At 49.4% G+C, this 15,708-nt stretch carries 20 protein-coding genes and 1 pseudogene; 18 read left to right on the forward strand and 3 right to left on the reverse strand.

Going from position 1 to position 15,708, the window contains the following annotated elements:
* The coding region (locus N179_RS13825) for a hypothetical protein (RefSeq protein ID WP_158024768.1) at positions 1-535 on the forward strand (535 nt) is incomplete at its 5' end.
* Positions 536-575: 40 nt separating this feature from the next.
* The gene (locus N179_RS13830) at positions 576-1,085 is read left to right on the forward strand and encodes a GNAT family N-acetyltransferase (RefSeq protein WP_075643056.1); all 510 of its coding nucleotides are present in this window, start codon (positions 576-578) and stop codon (positions 1,083-1,085) included.
* Positions 1,086-1,140: 55 nt separating this feature from the next.
* Here the strand turns inward: N179_RS13830 and hxlR are convergent, their stop codons facing one another.
* Positions 1,141-1,506: a transcriptional activator HxlR gene (gene hxlR / locus N179_RS13835; protein ID WP_075643057.1), complete on the reverse strand. Its 366-nt coding sequence runs from the start codon at positions 1,504-1,506 to the stop codon at positions 1,141-1,143.
* 204 nt (positions 1,507-1,710) lie between these two features.
* Between hxlR and hxlA the strand changes: the two genes are divergently transcribed.
* From hxlA to N179_RS13850, 3 genes are all read left to right on the forward strand, one after another.
* Positions 1,711-2,346, forward strand: a complete 636-nt coding sequence (gene hxlA, locus N179_RS13840) for a 3-hexulose-6-phosphate synthase (RefSeq protein WP_023469194.1) — start codon at positions 1,711-1,713, stop codon at positions 2,344-2,346.
* Positions 2,347-2,895: a 6-phospho-3-hexuloisomerase gene (gene hxlB / locus N179_RS13845; RefSeq protein ID WP_075643058.1), complete on the forward strand. Its 549-nt coding sequence runs from the start codon at positions 2,347-2,349 to the stop codon at positions 2,893-2,895. It abuts the gene before it with no gap.
* Between the two features lie 159 nt (positions 2,896-3,054).
* Positions 3,055-3,822, forward strand: a complete 768-nt coding sequence (locus tag N179_RS13850; RefSeq protein ID WP_075643059.1) for a hypothetical protein — start codon at positions 3,055-3,057, stop codon at positions 3,820-3,822.
* Positions 3,823-3,892: 70 nt separating this feature from the next.
* Here the strand turns inward: N179_RS13850 and hisJ are convergent, their stop codons facing one another.
* A complete protein-coding gene (gene hisJ, locus N179_RS13855) occupies positions 3,893-4,687 on the reverse strand; it encodes a histidinol-phosphatase HisJ (RefSeq protein ID WP_055968870.1) in 795 nt (264 codons plus the stop codon).
* Positions 4,688-4,809: 122 nt separating this feature from the next.
* Here hisJ and N179_RS13860 point away from each other — a divergent pair, with 122 nt between their 5' ends.
* From N179_RS13860 to N179_RS13925, 13 genes and pseudogenes are all read left to right on the forward strand, one after another.
* Positions 4,810-5,631, forward strand: a complete 822-nt coding sequence (locus N179_RS13860) for an ATP phosphoribosyltransferase regulatory subunit (RefSeq protein WP_035396343.1) — start codon at positions 4,810-4,812, stop codon at positions 5,629-5,631.
* The gene (hisG, locus tag N179_RS13865; protein ID WP_023469189.1) at positions 5,632-6,243 is read left to right on the forward strand and encodes an ATP phosphoribosyltransferase; all 612 of its coding nucleotides are present in this window, start codon (positions 5,632-5,634) and stop codon (positions 6,241-6,243) included.
* Positions 6,240-7,457, forward strand: coding sequence for a histidinol dehydrogenase (hisD, locus tag N179_RS13870; RefSeq protein ID WP_035405944.1), 1,218 nt, complete (start codon positions 6,240-6,242; stop codon positions 7,455-7,457). Before hisG ends, hisD begins: the two co-directional genes overlap by 4 nt.
* On the forward strand, positions 7,457-8,428 hold the full coding sequence (locus N179_RS13875; protein ID WP_075643060.1) for a pyridoxal phosphate-dependent aminotransferase: 972 nt from the start codon (positions 7,457-7,459) through the stop codon (positions 8,426-8,428). Before hisD ends, N179_RS13875 begins: the two co-directional genes overlap by 1 nt.
* On the forward strand, positions 8,401-8,982 hold the full coding sequence (gene hisB, locus N179_RS13880; RefSeq protein WP_035396348.1) for an imidazoleglycerol-phosphate dehydratase HisB: 582 nt from the start codon (positions 8,401-8,403) through the stop codon (positions 8,980-8,982). The genes N179_RS13875 and hisB overlap by 28 nt, the downstream gene beginning before the upstream one ends.
* A complete protein-coding gene (gene hisH, locus N179_RS13885; RefSeq protein ID WP_029342451.1) occupies positions 8,979-9,566 on the forward strand; it encodes an imidazole glycerol phosphate synthase subunit HisH in 588 nt (195 codons plus the stop codon). Before hisB ends, hisH begins: the two co-directional genes overlap by 4 nt.
* Complete coding sequence (hisA, locus tag N179_RS13890; RefSeq protein WP_075643061.1) at positions 9,539-10,243, forward strand: 1-(5-phosphoribosyl)-5-[(5-phosphoribosylamino)methylideneamino]imidazole-4-carboxamide isomerase; 705 nt, start codon at positions 9,539-9,541, stop codon at positions 10,241-10,243. The genes hisH and hisA overlap by 28 nt, the downstream gene beginning before the upstream one ends.
* Positions 10,237-10,986, forward strand: a complete 750-nt coding sequence (gene hisF / locus N179_RS13895; RefSeq protein WP_075643062.1) for an imidazole glycerol phosphate synthase subunit HisF — start codon at positions 10,237-10,239, stop codon at positions 10,984-10,986. Before hisA ends, hisF begins: the two co-directional genes overlap by 7 nt.
* Positions 10,983-11,598: pseudogene (gene hisIE / locus N179_RS17175) on the forward strand (bifunctional phosphoribosyl-AMP cyclohydrolase/phosphoribosyl-ATP diphosphatase HisIE). The gene hisF and the pseudogene hisIE overlap by 4 nt, the downstream one beginning before the upstream one ends.
* Before the next feature lie 218 nt (positions 11,599-11,816).
* Positions 11,817-12,476 carry a PAQR family membrane homeostasis protein TrhA gene (gene trhA, locus N179_RS13910; RefSeq protein WP_075643075.1) on the forward strand — a complete coding sequence of 220 codons (660 nt, stop codon included), beginning with the start codon at positions 11,817-11,819 and terminating at the stop codon, positions 12,474-12,476.
* Positions 12,473-13,147: a TVP38/TMEM64 family protein gene (locus N179_RS13915; protein WP_075643063.1), complete on the forward strand. Its 675-nt coding sequence runs from the start codon at positions 12,473-12,475 to the stop codon at positions 13,145-13,147. The genes trhA and N179_RS13915 overlap by 4 nt, the downstream gene beginning before the upstream one ends.
* An 84-nt stretch (positions 13,148-13,231) precedes the next feature.
* Positions 13,232-14,149: a proline dehydrogenase family protein gene (locus N179_RS13920; RefSeq protein WP_023469178.1), complete on the forward strand. Its 918-nt coding sequence runs from the start codon at positions 13,232-13,234 to the stop codon at positions 14,147-14,149.
* Positions 14,150-14,208: 59 nt separating this feature from the next.
* Positions 14,209-15,027 carry a DUF2785 domain-containing protein gene (locus N179_RS13925; RefSeq protein ID WP_058264683.1) on the forward strand — a complete coding sequence of 273 codons (819 nt, stop codon included), beginning with the start codon at positions 14,209-14,211 and terminating at the stop codon, positions 15,025-15,027.
* A gap of 418 nt (positions 15,028-15,445) precedes the next feature.
* Here the strand turns inward: N179_RS13925 and N179_RS13930 are convergent, their stop codons facing one another.
* Positions 15,446-15,706 (reverse strand): hypothetical protein, encoded by a 261-nt coding sequence (locus N179_RS13930; protein ID WP_055968862.1) that lies wholly within the window; start codon positions 15,704-15,706, stop codon positions 15,446-15,448.
* Between the last annotated feature and the right edge of the window lie 2 nt (positions 15,707-15,708).

The raw sequence follows: 15,708 nt of genomic DNA on the forward strand, positions 1-15,708 counted from the left end.
AAATACTTCGGATTCATCTTTGGAATTTTTTAAAGAATTGATAGAAGAGATAATGAATGAAGTAGAATCTGAAAATAAAGATAACATATATATTATTTTAGCAAGCAAAGATTATGAGGAAAATGTAAGAAAATTTATTAATATCTATACATTAAGTGAAGATATAAAAAAAGAATTAAGGAATATGAGAATTACTTATGGTAGTAGATTCGAAAATAGGATTATGTACACAAATAAAGATGAACTCTTTGGAGACTTAAGTTACATGTATGAATTTATCTCTAAAGATAATTTGATTATTGATAGCGATGCTGTAGATTATCTTGAAAATTTTAGATTTCTTCTTTTAGAATTAGAACATTATCTTATGACTGAAGATGATATTGAAAAAGAAAAATTTGGAGTGGTTGAAGAAATATACAGTTCATTACCAATCGATATTTACAGAAAAAATTCTGAAAGTAAAAAGTTATTGACTTTTTGTACTAAAAAACTTGGAGAGATATTAAAAAAACTCAATTACACATCTGGGTAACTTCTTCTTGACTATGTCTTTATAAACGGAGCTGACAACTATGATACGACGTGCCACGTTGATGGATGGAAAAGCCTTATCGGACTTGATGCGACGAATTGATCGGGAAACGAAATATATGTTGTATGAGCCAGAGGAACGTGTCCTCTCGACGGAACAGGCAGAAGCGTTCATTGAGAAGTTTGGTCAGGCTGCCAACTCGGACATTTTCGTCGTCGATGTCGATGATCAACTCGTCGGATACGTGCTCGTCGTTGGTGGTGAACCGAGTCGGATTCGTCATCGCGCGAATCTTGTCATTGGCTTGCTTGACGCCTACACAGGTCGTGGTCTTGGTGCGGGTCTACTTGAGGCAGTCGATGCGTTTGCCATTGAAGCAGAGCTCATCCGACTCGAGTTGACGGTTCGCAAGGATAACTTGCGGGCAATCGAGCTCTATCATAAGTTTGGCTTTAACATCGAAGGGACACGGATTGCGTCGCTCTTCATCGATGGGGAATACGTTGATGAACTGGCGATGTCGAAAATCTATACGACCGAAGAATCCTAAAAAAGATGCTCCGTGGACTTATCTCTGAAAAGAGACGAGACCATGAGCATCTTTTTTATGGTGATACTTTTTGTTGTTCAAAATCAATCTCCAAGACATTTTTCGCATAATCCTTACCCCAGTCATACATCGCATCTAAAATCGGCATTAAGCTATGACCGTGTGGTGTCAACGAGTATTCGACCTTCGGTGGTACGACCGGATAGACTTCCCGGTGAATGATGTGGTGATCTTCGAGTTCGCGCAGTTGATTGACGAGCATCCGTTGCGTGATGCCGGGCATCAGACTTTTTAGTTCCCCGAAGCGTTTCGTCCCTTCTTTGCCTAAGTGCCATAGAATGAGCATCTTCCATTTCCCACCGATGATCGAGAGGGTCAATTCCTTCTCACAGTTAAACTGACGGTCTTCAAAATGTGGCATCGTCCCACCTCCTGTTCCAGTATAGTCTTTCTTTCGATCGACAGTATACTTTTCTGCACTATGTATGAAAAACCGCACTATGTAAATTAAAAGTGCGTACTTCTCAAGAATGCTCCTGCGGATTATATTTAGTCCTGTTCCTTCATGAACGTTTGAAGGAAGTGTCAGGTACGACAATATAGAGAAGAATGGGAGAGATACAAAATGAAATTACAACTCGCGATTGATTTAGTCGATACAGCAGGTGCGATTGCTTTAGTCAAAGAAATCGGGGAAGACAATTTAGATATCGTCGAGATCGGCACACCGGTCGTCATCAACGAAGGACTCCGCGCCGTCAAAGAAATGAAAGCGGCGTTCCCGAACTTAACGGTCCTCGCTGATTTGAAAATCATGGATGCTGCCGGCTACGAAGTCAGCCAAGCTGTCGCACACGGCGCTGACATCGTGACGATCCTTGGTGCGGCGGAAGACATGTCAATCAAAGGGGCAGTCGAAGAAGCAAAAAAATCAGGCAAACAGATTCTCGTCGACATGATTGCTGTGAAAGATATCGCAACACGTGCGAAAGAACTGGATGCGCTAGGTGTCGACTATATCTGTGTCCACACAGGTTACGATCTCCAAGCAGTCGGTCAAAACTCATTCGAAGATCTCGCAACGATCAAATCAGTTGTGACGAACGCAAAAACAGCTGTTGCAGGTGGCATCAAGATGGAGACGTTACCGGAAGTCATCGCTGCACGTCCTGATCTTATCATCGTCGGTGGCGGGATTACGGGACAAGATGATAAACAAGAGACAGCGTCAACGATGCACCGGATGCTCCAAGAGGCGTAAATGACACACATCCAAACGATTATCGAAGAACTAACCGCGACGGTCGAAGCGATTGATGCGACGGAGACGAAAGTACTGGCAGACGCTGTTCTTGAATCGAACCGGATCTTTCTCGCAGGAGCCGGTCGTTCCGGCTTGATGGGGAAAGCGTTCGTCATGCGGCTGATGCACATGGGACTCGACGCTTATGTCGTCGGCGAGACAGTCACAGCGAACTTGCGTGACGGTGACTTGTTGATCGTCGGTTCCGGATCGGGAGAGACGAAAACGTTGGTACCAATCGTCGAGAAAGCACAGGAACTTGGTGGAACGGTTGCCGTCGTCACGATCAATCCGACGTCGACGTTAGCACGATTAGCCGACTTGGTCGTCCAATTGCCTGGAGTTCCGAAAGAACAAACGGCATCAGCGGACGAGACGGTTCAACCGATGGGATCGTTGTTCGAACAGACGATGTTGTTGTTCTATGATGCCTTGATTCTGCAAATCATGGAAGACAAACAGCTCGATTCGCAAACGATGTACGGGAAACATGCCAACTTAGAATAGATAAACCAGAAGACCGGTAGACGTATGCGATACGTTTACCGGTCTTTTTTGACTTGATTTTTAATAAAACGTTTCCTGTTTGTGAGAAATTATTCGGATACTAGCAGGAATCGACCTGCCATACTAAAAGAAGTAAAGGTATGGTAAGGGGGAGGAGCAATGCGTTTTATGAAGTCGATGACAACTGTCGTATTGATCAGTAGTTGTGTCTTATCGGGGTGTGCAACGGAGACAAAAGATCATGCTGTAAAACCATCTGCAGAAGTTACATCCGTGAAACCAACTAAAGGACAAGATGAAATCGAAGAAATTTTAATTAAAGAGCCATCCGTCGATGCAGATACACCAGGCAAAGCGAGCGTCGAGCAAATACAGCTGACCTATAAAAACGGACAAACCGCCGTACCGACTAATGATAATATCTTGTCGGAAGCGATTCTTGGTCAAAAAGCGATTGTCACGCTGCAGTCTCCGGAAGGACCACATCATTACATCGTTTTGTTTTATGAACAGTCTGATCGCTGGATATTAACTGGTGTTCTTCCTGCGACAGGACCTGTTACAACGGAACGCTCGGAATCACGTGGCTTGAAGCTCCCATTTTCGACATTCACAACGAACGAAATGAGTTGGAGTGATGCGGAAGACGCGCCAATCACATGGACGTTTGCTGGAAAAGAATCAATCCTTACGGTTTCGAAGCTCTCGCAGCAACCGATGGACAGCAAACCGTCGGAGGTCGTGACATTGGCGAATGGAATAGAAGCTTACGTCCATGAGACGAAACGAGAAACTAGCTTGTTTTATCAAGACGGCGAACAGACGGTTTTGTTAGCCGGTAACGTATCAGTTGATCGTCTTAAAATACTTGCGGCATCACTGCCACCTGTCACGTCAGGATCGTTTCCGTATAGCGAAACAGAATAAAAAAATCGCGCGCTTTACACAACTCCTGTCAGAGTAAGTGAAGCGCGCGATCTTTTATCTATTTACGTTCTTACCATTTGAAATCAAAATCAGCACCGACATCTTTTGCGAGATGGGCATCTGATCCATAGACGAGCGGAATCGATAACGACTGCGTGACTTGCAGGAGTTCCGGGTAAGGATAGGAAAGACCACATAACGGCTTTCGGAGTCCTGCCGTGTTGACGTCGAGTGTGAAGTTCGCCTGACGGATTTTCCGTAACGTGTCGTCGAGGTTCGTTGGGTTCGACTCAAGCGGATAGGCTTGGATGAATTTCGTCGGTAACGTTAAGTGACCGAGGCGCTTCGGCTGGTGTGCACCGAGGTCCGTCATGACGAGGGCTTGGATGCCTTCATAATAGCGTTCGTGGACCGCCGTGACGCTTCCGAGTTTCGTGACGATCTCACCGAAGCTTTCCTTGCTGAAGTCGACGCCGTAATATTGCTCATCGATGTATAAGTAATGCAATGAGAGAATGCCGTCAGTCAAGACGTCAGCGTAGCGGGCGATGATGTCACGCGTGCCGTCGACATGTCCTTCCCAGTAGTCGAACTCCATCCCGATCCGAATGTCGATCTGATTCTTGTATGTCTCGCGGAGTTGCGTTAATTCCTTCAGGTAGGCATCGGCTGTCGCGAACGACATTCCGGAATCGTTATCTGGCGCAGGATCCGTCACACCTTCAGGTAAAGGGGCATGTTCCGTGAAGCTGATCCGTTCTAAGCCTTGCTCTAAGGCGCGCTCGATGTAGGCTTCGAGTGGATCCTTCGTACCGTGTGGACAATATGGACTGTGGACGTGACCGTCCCATTTCAATAATTGCATGAGTAACCCTCCGATTTTTTAGAATTGGCAAGCAAAGCGATTGACAATGTGCCCGAAACGCGGTATCTTATCGTTAAATAATTTAGCGTGGTACAGTGATAATAAGATAAAGGAGTGGGAGTATGCAATCATTTTCTACGATTCGACTCAAGGATGGAGCGACAGACTATGTCGGTGCCTCGGCAACGCGGCTCCAGCAGGTCATCCGTCAGCTCGAAGATGGACTCGAACAATCTAACTATACCCGATTAATCACCCCCTTAATTGAGGAAATCGGTGGACGGGAACAGATTCGAATGGATTTTACGACTAGTGTCGCGCGTGCACTTAGCGAACGGGGTCGCGAACAATATAAACGTGTCTTCTACAGTGGCTCGGTCTTTCAACCGGAAGAGAAGTTCCAGGTTGGATTTGAGGAACGAGGACAAATCGCAGAAGTCGAAGCAATTCAACTTGCGGTCCGACTCGTCGAGGAACTGACGGGAAAAGAAGTCACACTCTCGATCGGTGATGCCGGTTTAATCGAGCATTTGATCGAGACGCGTGTCGGTGATCACCACTTACGCGACCAAGTGACGCAGATGCTCCGTTTACGTAACGTCATCGAACTGAAGCGAATCGCGGGTCAACTCGATGATGCCTTACTCGCAAAACTTCCTCTATTATTCGGACGTGAAGGGGCGGAGACAATCCTACCTTACGTCGACGAAACACGACTCAATGCCGTGCTTGATCTCGCGGAAGCCGTCAATGCCGATCTCGACTTCGGTCAAATGGGCTTACAGACGTACTACGACGGGATCACGATCCACGGTTTCATCGAAGGCGTGACGGAACCCGTCCTCGTCGGTGGACGCTACGACCGGCTCTATGAACAATTCGGACAAGAACAACAGGCGTTCGGCATCGGTTTCTCGGTCGAACGGTTGGCGGAGGTGCTCTAAATGCGAATCGGAATTACGAAAGGACGGCTGTCGAAAGCGACAGAACGTTATCTAAAAGAAGCTGGCGTCGAGACATGGGGAGCCATTGAACGCGAACTAATCGTCAAACGGGGCGAGCACGAATTCGTCTTCATGAAAGGATCAGACTTGATCCCATACGTCGCTCAAGGTGTTCTTGACGTCGCGATCACCGGCAGTGACATCTTACTTGAATCGGATCAAGAATTATCGGAACTGGCAGAATTGCCGTTCGGCGTCTGCCGAATGTCGGTCTGTGCGAAGGAACCTTTGCAATTTGAAGGTGGGCGCCGCGTCCGGATTGCGACGAAGTATCCGGTCATCGCAAAACGCTACTTCAGCGAACTCGGTGTCGACGTCGACATCGTACCGCTGAACGGTTCCGTTGAGTTGGCACCGTTACTCGGACTTGCTGACGCAATCGTCGATATCGTCGAGACAGGTGAGACGTTACGGGCGAACGGACTAAACGAATATGAAAAAATCATCGATATCAGCGCTCGGTTCTTTACGAGCGAATGGACGTTAAAACGGAAGCGGGTGGAAGTCATCCGCTTGCTGGAGCAATTGACAGAAGGAGTGACACGATCATGACACCGACAAAACCTTTCAGCATCGATCGCGACACGGAGCTCGCGGTCCGCGCGATTCTCGAACGCGTCGCAACAGACGGTGACGCTGCTGTCCGCGATTACACGAACCAATTCGATCAGGTCGATCTCGAGGATTTCCGCCTCAGTGAAACACGGATCACACAAGCGTTCGAACAGGCAGACGCTAACTTGATCGACTCGTTGAAGTTGATGGCGACACGACTCGTCGAATGGCACGAACAGGAACTGCCATCGGACATCGAACTCGTCGAAGCAGACGTGACACGACGTCAACGTTTCGTTCCCGTCGATTCGGTCGGGATTTACGTTCCAGGTGGTGCGGCAAGTTATCCATCGACCGTCTTGATGAACGCCATTCCAGCAAAAGTTGCTGGTGTTGAACGCGTCGTCATGGTGACACCGATGACGAACTTAAGTGACGAGGTTCTTGTCGCGGCACGGATCGCTGGTGTGACAGAAATCTATACGATCGGTGGAGCGCAAGCTGTTGCCGCGCTAACATTCGGAACAGAAAGCATCCAAGCCGTCGATTTGATTGTCGGACCTGGGAACCGCTTCGTTGCTGAAGCAAAACGCCAAGTTTACGGCATCGTTGGCATCGACTCGGTCGCTGGTCCATCGGAAGTCGTCGTCATCGCGGACGAGACGGCGCATCCAGACCGGATCGCTGCAGACTTACTTGCGCAAGCCGAACACGACCGGGACGCTGTCGCGATCGCCTTCGTGCCAACGGAAGAGATGAAACAAGCGGTTGATGCAGAAATCGAACGGCGCTTACAGCAATTGCCGCGTCAAGAGATTGCCCGTCGTGCGATGGAAAACGGTGGCGTGTTCGTTGCTCCACTCGAAACAGCGATCGAAGAAGCGAACCGTCTCGCAGCGGAACACTTGGAACTTGCCGTTGCCAATCCGCAAGAGGTCGTCAAATCGATCCGTCACGCCGGGATGATTTTCCTCGGTCACGAGACACCAGAAACGCTCGGTGATTACGTCGCTGGAACGAACCACGTCTTACCAACGTCCGGTACAGCTCGTTTTGCGTCTGGATTATCAGCGCGGACATTCCTGCGTCATCAGACGATGCTCGAAGCCACACGCGCAGGCGTACAACGTCTCGCGAATGCAGCGAAGACCGTTGCCCGGGTCGAAGGACTCGAAGCACACGCACAAGCCATCGAAGTGAGGGAAGACTAATGCGATTACACCAAAACGAACGATTCACGACCCATAGTCCAGTCGGGATCGAAGCGATCCAGGAATTGATCGCAACGTTCCCTTTAAATGAATATCCTGTCGAAATCATCGATCAAGTCAAGGCATCATACGCGACGTACGCCGGTGTCCGTCCGACGCAACTCGTCGCCGGAAACGGCTCGGATGAGTTGATCGGCTACTTATGTGCCCGCTACGGCGGACCCGGGATGCCAGTCATCGCCTCGGAACCGGACTTCGTCATGTATCAGTTCTACGCTGACCGGGCACGGGCACCGTTTGAACGCGTGCCGTTACTTGACGAAATGGCGCTTGACGTCGAGGGATTGATCGCAGCTCCGGGTGAGATCATCTTCTTGAGTCACCCGCACAATCCGTCCGGTGTCCTCCGCAAGGAAGCGGACATCCGTCGCTTGCTCGACAGTGGCAAATACGTCGTCATCGATGAGGCCTATATCGACTTCGCGCTCGAACAGTCGATGCTTCACTTACTCGAAGAATATCCGAAAGCGATCATCTTACGGACGCTCTCGAAAGCGTTCGGACTCGCATCGCTCCGACTTGGTTTTGTCATCGCGAGCGAACAAATCATCGAAGAAATCGAACAGATCAAATCACCGTATAACGTCTCTGGTCTATCAGCAGCTGTCGGCATCGCCATCATGGCAGAACCGGAACTCGATCGAGTCTTAGAAGAAACGTATGCGAGCCGCGAGGCGATCGAACGGATTCTCGCCCCAATCGGCAAGACGTATCCAAGTGCAGCGAACTTCGTCTACGTCGAGTATCCGGAAGCCGAACGCTTTACGCAACGTTGTGCTGACGCCGGATTACGGATTCGTTTGTTTAACCAAGCCTTCCGTGTCAGTTGTGGATCACCAGAAGCAATGCAAGTATTAGAAACGTGTGTAGAGGAGGAATTACGATGCGGCGTGGCGCAAGCGAACGAGTAAGTGCAGAGTCAGACATCAAGGTCGAGGTCGATCTCGCAGGAGGTCCGGTTGAGATTAAGACGGGTGTCGGCTTCTTTGATCATATGTTGACGTTATTCGCCTTCCAGGCCCGGATCGGTCTGAAGGTAACCGCAAAAGGTGATACGTGGATCGATGCCCATCACACGGTCGAAGATACCGCGATCGTTCTCGGGGCAGCGTTGACGGAAGCGCTCGGCGATAAAGCCGGGATTGAACGCTACGGCGAATCGCGTGTGCCGATGGACGAGACCCTTGCGTCCGTCGTCCTTGATTTCAGCGGTCGTCCGTTCACCGTCTTCCGTGCTAGTTTCAAGAATCCGAAGCTCGGTGACTTTGATACGGAACTCGCAGAAGAGTTCTTCCAAGGCTTATCGCGCAGTGCCCGGATGACGATTCATGCCGAAGTCTTGTATGGTTCGAACACGCACCACATGATCGAAGGGTTGTTCAAAGCACTCGGTCGGGCCGTCCGTCAGGCAGTTGCCGTGACGAGCGAAGGCGTACCGTCTACGAAAGGGTTGATTGATCAATGATAGCAATCGTCGATTATGGCGTCGGGAATATCGCGAATGTCGAGCGGGCGTTAAAGGAGCTCGGCGAAGCAGTCATCGTCACGAGTGACACGGAGTTGCTCGACCAAGCAGAAGCACTTGTCTTACCGGGTGTCGGTGCCTATGCACCGGCAATGGAGCGCTTGAAGGAAACGGGACTGGTCGACTTCTTAAAAGAGCAAGCCGAAAAGAAGCCGTTCCTCGGAATTTGCCTCGGGATGCAACTGCTCTTTGAATCAAGTGACGAAGATGGACTGACAGAAGGACTCGGGATTTTACCGGGAACGATCGAAAAACTACCGAGCGACGTCCGCTTGCCACATATGGGCTGGCACCAACTGACGAACCACGGCGAAGCGGTCTATTTCGTCCACTCGTACGGCGCTGTTTGTGACCCAGAATGGATCGTCGACGCGGTTGAATACGGACGTCTTGTTCCGGCAATCGTTCAAAAAGGACAAGTCACCGGGATGCAGTTCCACCCGGAGAAGAGTGGCGAAGTCGGACTGAAACTACTGAAGGAATGGAGAGAGACGACATGCAACTCTACCCAGCAATCGATTTAATGAGCGGACAGGCCGTACGCCTGAAGCAAGGAGATTTTGACCAACAGACATTCTTCGGCGATGCGTTGACGATCGCGAAGCGCTTCAAGGAAGATGGAGCGACAGCGATCCACTTGATCGATCTTGATGGTGCGAAAGCCGGCGAACCGTTGCACTTGAGCTTGATCGCCGACATCAAAAAGGAGACCGGTTTGTTCGTCGAAGCTGGTGGTGGTGTCCGTAACATCGAGACCGTCGAAGCATACGTCGGTGCCGGGATCGACCGGATTCTCGTCGGCACGGTCGCCCTAGAAGACGAAGTGTTGCTCGAGCAGATGATTGCTCTCGCTGGTGATAAACTGGCTGTTGCGTTAGATGCAAAAGAAGGTATCGTTCAAACACGCGGCTGGCTCGAAGCGAGCGGTTGGACGCTTGAAGAGGCAATGACACACCTGATCGGCAAAGGCATCAAGACGTTCCTTTATACAGACATTTCGCGTGACGGAATGATGATGGGACCGGACGTTGATGGACTCGATCGTCTAAAGCGGGAAGGGGTCGAATTGATTGCTTCCGGTGGTGTGACGACAGTCGATGACGTCGCGCGCCTCAAAGAAATCGGGATGGACGGAGCGGTCGTCGGTCGGGCGTTACTCGACGGATCACTTGCCTTAAAAGAGGTGTTGCGCGTATGCTGATGAAACGAATCATTCCCTGTCTTGACGTCAAGGAAGGACGTGTCGTCAAAGGGGTCAAATTCCAGAATCTACGTGATCTCGGTGACCCGGTTGCCGTCGCAAAGTATTATTACGAACAAGGGGCGGACGAACTCGTCCTGCTCGATATCTCAGCAACGCAAGAAGGGCGCGAGACGATGCTTGATATCGTCGAACGCGTCGCAGAAGTCATCTATATGCCGTTTACGGTCGGTGGCGGAATCAAGACGATCGAAGACGCGAAACGCTTGATTCGTGCCGGTGCTGACAAAGTCTCACTCAACTCATCAGCGCTTCAAAATCCACAACTGATTCAAGAAGTCAGCCGCCTGTTCGGTGTCCAAGCGACGGTCGTCGCAATCGATGCGAAGCAGACCGGTGACTCATGGGGTGTCTTCTCTCACGGTGGAACACAACCCGTCGGACGTGACGCGATCGAGTGGGCACAGGAAGCTGTCGCCCTCGGTGCCGGCGAGTTACTCGTCACGTCGATGGACGCTGACGGAACAAAAGACGGGTATGATCTCGCCTTGATCCGTCGTCTGCGTGAAGTCGTCAACGTGCCGATTATCGCTTCCGGCGGTGTCGGGACACTCAATCACTTGGCGGAAGGATTGGAAGCAGGCGCTGACGCAGCCTTAGCTGCTTCGATCTTCCATGAAGCGACGTACACGATGCCGGAAACGAAAGCCTACCTCAAAGAACGGGGAGTCGAAGTCCGATGACGACATTGAATTTTTCAAAAGGACTCGTCGCTGCCGTCGTCGTCGACGAACAGACGAACGATGTCTTGATGGTCGGCTTCATGGACCAAGCCGCTTATGATAAGACGCTTGCTACCGGTCTCGTCACCTTCTTCTCACGAACGAAGAATCGTCTTTGGACGAAAGGGGAGACAAGCGGGAACACACTTGAACTCAAACGGATGTGGATCGATTGTGATCAAGATAGTCTTTTGATCGCAGTCAAAGCGAACGGTCCGACATGCCATACCGGAAATCGCAGTTGTTTCTATACGGAAGTGGAGGTGCCAAATGTTATACGAACTGGAACAGACCGTCAAAGCGAAGATTGAGGCAAAGGAAGCAGAATCCTATACGAATTATTTGATTGCTTCCGGGTACGAGAAGATCGCGAAGAAGTTCGGTGAAGAGGCGTTTGAAGTTGTCCTCGCCGGTAACGATACGTTAGCAGAAGAGACAGCAGACTTGTTGTACCACCTAACGGTCTTGCTCGCTGAGCGCGGTGTCTCCTTCAAAGAAGTCGAAGCGGTCCTGAACGAACGTCACGGAACAAAATCGACGTTCAAGGATCGTCCGGATATTGAACAGTGGTAAGGCATATCCACATCGCCTAGGCGGTGTGGATTTTTGTATGGGCGGGAAAAGACAAACAGATGACAGTTGTCATCAAATCGACAGAATGTTTCGATAGGCACGCTGTCGCATGAGAGCGTATAATCAAAAGCATAGTCCTTTGTTTTTAGAAAGTAGGTGTTCGATTGGTTACGAAAAAAGAAATCAAGCAAACGATCAAGCAACAATCCAAGGAAACGATCGAAGAGCTGCTCGCAAAAGGTGATTCCTTGAAAGAGGAGATCGCCAGTGCCATTACACACGGCTTGGGTGTCATTTTCAGTATCGTCGCGCTCGTGATGTTGATCCTGCAGGCGACGAAATCCGGCAGCGCTTGGAACGTCACGGCTGTCAGTATCTTCGGGGCAACGATGATTCTCCTTTATCTGTTCTCGACCTTGATGCATTCGCTGATGCATACGAAAGCAAACAAGGTTCTACAAATTTTAGATCATGCTGGCATCTATCTCTTGATTGCTGGTAGTTATACACCGTTCGCTTTGATCACACTCCGTGGTCCGCTCGGCTGGACGTTGCTTGGCATCGTCTGGGGTGTCGGAACGCTCGGCATCATCTGGAAACTCTATTCAACCGGTAAATACGTCTGGATCTCGAATGCGTCTTATCTGATTCTTGGCTGGTGTTGTCTGTTTGCAATCAAGCCGATCTATGAAGCACTTGGATTACAAGGATTCTTACTGCTCCTTGGTGGTGGCCTTGCATACTCGCTCGGCGTCATCTTCTACGTCTGGTCACGCTTGCCGTATAACCACGCGATTTGGCATCTGTTCGTCCTTGCGGGCAGTGTCCTGATTTTCCTCTCGATTTTCTACTATGTTGCTCCAGCGACGATGTCATGAAGAAATTACGGCTCCGGGACTGGCTCCCGCTTACGCTGTATTTTATGTTTGGTCTTGGGTTGCTCCTGTACTTCCGGATGTCTGGAATGCTGGAGCAATTCGACATTCAAGCATTATCAGATTGGGTACGGGATCAAGGTCTGACCGGGATGTTGCTTTACGTACTCGCTTACACGATTCGACCACTCGTCTTTTTCCCAGCAAGTCTGTTGACCGTCTTTGGCGGTTACACATACGGTCCATGGCTCGGAACGCTACTCGACGTCATTGGTGCCGGTACCGGCGGGCTACTCAGCTTTTGGATCGCCCGATTGCTCGGTCGCCGTGGCGTCGAGAAATTGATCGGGAAAGGGAAGCTGAACGTGCTCGACGACCGCATCGCGACAAACGGTTTTCTCGTCGTCTTGATCGTCCGATTGATTCCACTGTTTCCATTTGACGCGATCAGCTATGCGTCCGGTCTATCAAAAATCCGCTTTAAACAGTTCGCCATCGCCAACTACATCGGGATCATTCCCGGTGCGTTCGTTTACAATAATATCGGCTCAAGCCTTCGCGATCCATTCTCTTGGCAGTTCTTTGTGGCGATTGGTCTGTATGTCTTGTTTTTCGCTGTTGGTATCGTTGCCCATCAGATTCTCAAAAATAAACAAAAGAAAGAGCGCATGTAAGCGCTTTATGGCATAATATAAAGGCAGAGATGTGAACCGACACGGTAAAACAGCCTAGCATTTATTTAGGGGGAATCATGAGTGATGGAAAAAGTACTACGGGATGGTTTTATCTTCTTATCGCAAAACAAGACATTGAACGGTCTCGCCAAGCGATACGGGCTTAAATTCGGAGCAAGTCGCTTCGTGGCAGGGGATTCATTGGAAGCATCGAAACGGGCGATCCAGGAATTGAACGCAAAAGGGTTATGCGTCACGATGGACCATTTAGGGGAGTTCATCTCGACGGTAGCGGAAGCAGAGATGATGACACAAGAATGTATTCGTGCGGTTGAGATGATTGCGGAAGAAAAATTAGACTCGCAACTCTCGTTGAAACTGACATCACTCGGACTCGATATCTCGGACGACTTGATTCGCTCGAACATGGAACGGATCTTAACACGGGCGAAAGAACTCGGTGTCTTCGTCACGATTGATATGGAAGATGAGCCACGTTGTGAAAAGACGATTCAATTGTTTGAAGAATTGCGCCAATCTTTCGATAACATCGGGACGGTCATCCAGTCGTACCTCTACCGGTCGGAAGATGATATCAAACGCGTCGGACGCTTCGAGACGAATCTCCGGATCGTCAAAGGGGCATACAAAGAACCGGCAACGGTTGCGTTCCCAGAGAAGGAAGACGTCGACCATAACTACATCAAGCTCGTGAAGTTACAATTATCACTCGGAAACTATGCTGCCGTCGCAACACATGACGATGCGATGATCGAGCAAGTCATCCGTCACGCTAAAGAAAATGGGATCGAAAAAGACCAGTTCGAATTCCAGATGTTATTTGGTATCCGGGTCGAGCGTCAACTCGAACTCGTCAAACAAGGCTATAAAGTCCGTGTCTACGTTCCTTATGGACGTGACTGGTACGGTTACTTCATGCGCCGCTTAGCAGAACGACCGGCAAACGTTGCCTTCGTTCTCAAAGGAATGGTCAAAGGATAAGAAGAGAAGGCGATGCAACGTTGCATCGTCTTTTTTTGATTCAGAGAGGAGAGGACAGAATGGCATGCACAGAACAAGAATTAAAGGAACTGCTACAACAAGACGCGAGTGTAACGCCTGCATTACTCGATGAGTTACTTCTACATATCGGTTCGACGGATTCTGAGTTACGGGATGGATTGATCTATCCGCAGTTAGCGACCTACATCGCATCAGAGTCCTTTACGATAGAAGACACCAATCGAATTTTCGATTTCATTTTAAGCGGGCATGGATTGATGTATAGAATGGGAACAGCGGACACAACAGCTGTTCTGACGCGATCATTTTCAGCATTAGCACTCGCTGAATTGTTAGTGATGGACAAAACCCGACACTTATTGACGCAAAGTCAGTTGGATCGGCTGTCCACTTACTTACAAACCTATTTGGAGCAAGAAAAGGATGTCCGTGGATTCATTGACGGAATGGGGTGGGCACACAGCATGGCACATATCGCAGATGTCTATGCGGTTTGGTTTACGCACCCAGCGAGTCGTCCGCAGGAGGAGCTCGGAGCGATTGATGCGATGATTCGTCAGTTGATCCGATCCGATTATCTCTATGTCGATGAAGAAGCGGACCGGATGGTGACGGCGTGGTTGCAAGCTTGTCGTCATGGACTGTCGGAAGATGTCCTATTGCAACGAATCGAACGTAATATTAAGGAGTGGCTTGAGAGTGACGTGACATGGGGAGATGCGGAGTGGACGACGTATCGTAACGTTAAACAGATGCTACAGACACTCTATTTCCGACTGAAATGGGAAGAACAATCGGATCTTGTCTTAATTGAAGAGTGGTTGCGACAGGTACATCAGCGAACGCACGGAGGATAAAGCATAGTATACCGGACGTCCCTATCATCTTCGCTTTCCTCAGGCGGGAAGTAAGCCGCGGCATCTCACATTCCATGTGATTTGCCGGGTCTTCCTCTTCCCTGACGGAAGCATGGTTCATGCTTCCTTTTCCTGTAGGAGTCGAAGATGCCCGGTTCGTCCTGAATGAACTAAACTCAAAAGCAATCGATTTCCGTCAATGGAATCGATCGCTTTTAGTATTGAATACGTTCAACCTCCTCACATGTCTTCACCCGACTCCTACAAGAAAAAGCGCGACGTTTTATCGCGCTGTCAGAGACAATCAAGACCCGGATTCGTCATCCGAAGGATGAGGAAGACTGGCTTGTGTCTAGCTTGAGGAAAGCGGGTGAAAGGACAGTGAGGTTAGCAACGTTGTAGTAAGACTCGATTTATATCAAGGATACAAAACATTCGCCGCAATAAAAATTCCAACAAATAATAGTGCAACTAATAAAACAGCCGTCTGTGGATGGAATCGTTTTTCTTCGAATCGACGAAATAATACCCGTTCTCCTAAGGCCTGTGTACCAACGAATACAACCATGAAGAAAATATAGAATTGCCACTTTCCGAAAATACCAAGCTCTTGTACGTAAAATAAAAAGAAGATGGAAATCACACCTAAAATTGAAGTGAAAAAACGACTATATGACATAC

The sequence above is a fragment of the Exiguobacterium indicum HHS 31 genome (assembly GCF_001939065.1).
GTDB lineage: Bacteria > Bacillota > Bacilli > Exiguobacteriales > Exiguobacteriaceae > Exiguobacterium_A > Exiguobacterium_A indicum.

Excerpts from the sequence above, each read along its gene's own strand:
- N179_RS13830 (WP_075643056.1), top strand. The coding sequence starts at position 576 with ATGATACGACGTGCCACGTTGATGGATGGAAAAGCCTTATCGGACTTG.
- hxlR (WP_075643057.1), bottom strand. The coding sequence starts at position 1,506 with ATGCCACATTTTGAAGACCGTCAGTTTAACTGTGAGAAGGAATTGACC.
- hxlA (WP_023469194.1), top strand. The coding sequence starts at position 1,711 with ATGAAATTACAACTCGCGATTGATTTAGTCGATACAGCAGGTGCGATT.
- hxlB (WP_075643058.1), top strand. The coding sequence starts at position 2,347 with ATGACACACATCCAAACGATTATCGAAGAACTAACCGCGACGGTCGAA.
- N179_RS13850 (WP_075643059.1), top strand. The coding sequence starts at position 3,055 with ATGCGTTTTATGAAGTCGATGACAACTGTCGTATTGATCAGTAGTTGT.
- hisJ (WP_055968870.1), bottom strand. The coding sequence starts at position 4,687 with ATGCAATTATTGAAATGGGACGGTCACGTCCACAGTCCATATTGTCCA.
- N179_RS13860 (WP_035396343.1), top strand. The coding sequence starts at position 4,810 with ATGCAATCATTTTCTACGATTCGACTCAAGGATGGAGCGACAGACTAT.
- hisG (WP_023469189.1), top strand. The coding sequence starts at position 5,632 with ATGCGAATCGGAATTACGAAAGGACGGCTGTCGAAAGCGACAGAACGT.
- hisD (WP_035405944.1), top strand. The coding sequence starts at position 6,240 with ATGACACCGACAAAACCTTTCAGCATCGATCGCGACACGGAGCTCGCG.
- N179_RS13875 (WP_075643060.1), top strand. The coding sequence starts at position 7,457 with ATGCGATTACACCAAAACGAACGATTCACGACCCATAGTCCAGTCGGG.
- hisB (WP_035396348.1), top strand. The coding sequence starts at position 8,401 with ATGCGGCGTGGCGCAAGCGAACGAGTAAGTGCAGAGTCAGACATCAAG.
- hisH (WP_029342451.1), top strand. The coding sequence starts at position 8,979 with ATGATAGCAATCGTCGATTATGGCGTCGGGAATATCGCGAATGTCGAG.
- hisA (WP_075643061.1), top strand. The coding sequence starts at position 9,539 with ATGCAACTCTACCCAGCAATCGATTTAATGAGCGGACAGGCCGTACGC.
- hisF (WP_075643062.1), top strand. The coding sequence starts at position 10,237 with ATGCTGATGAAACGAATCATTCCCTGTCTTGACGTCAAGGAAGGACGT.
- N179_RS13915 (WP_075643063.1), top strand. The coding sequence starts at position 12,473 with ATGAAGAAATTACGGCTCCGGGACTGGCTCCCGCTTACGCTGTATTTT.
- N179_RS13920 (WP_023469178.1), top strand. The coding sequence starts at position 13,232 with ATGGAAAAAGTACTACGGGATGGTTTTATCTTCTTATCGCAAAACAAG.
- N179_RS13925 (WP_058264683.1), top strand. The coding sequence starts at position 14,209 with ATGGCATGCACAGAACAAGAATTAAAGGAACTGCTACAACAAGACGCG.
- N179_RS13930 (WP_055968862.1), bottom strand. The coding sequence starts at position 15,706 with ATGTCATATAGTCGTTTTTTCACTTCAATTTTAGGTGTGATTTCCATC.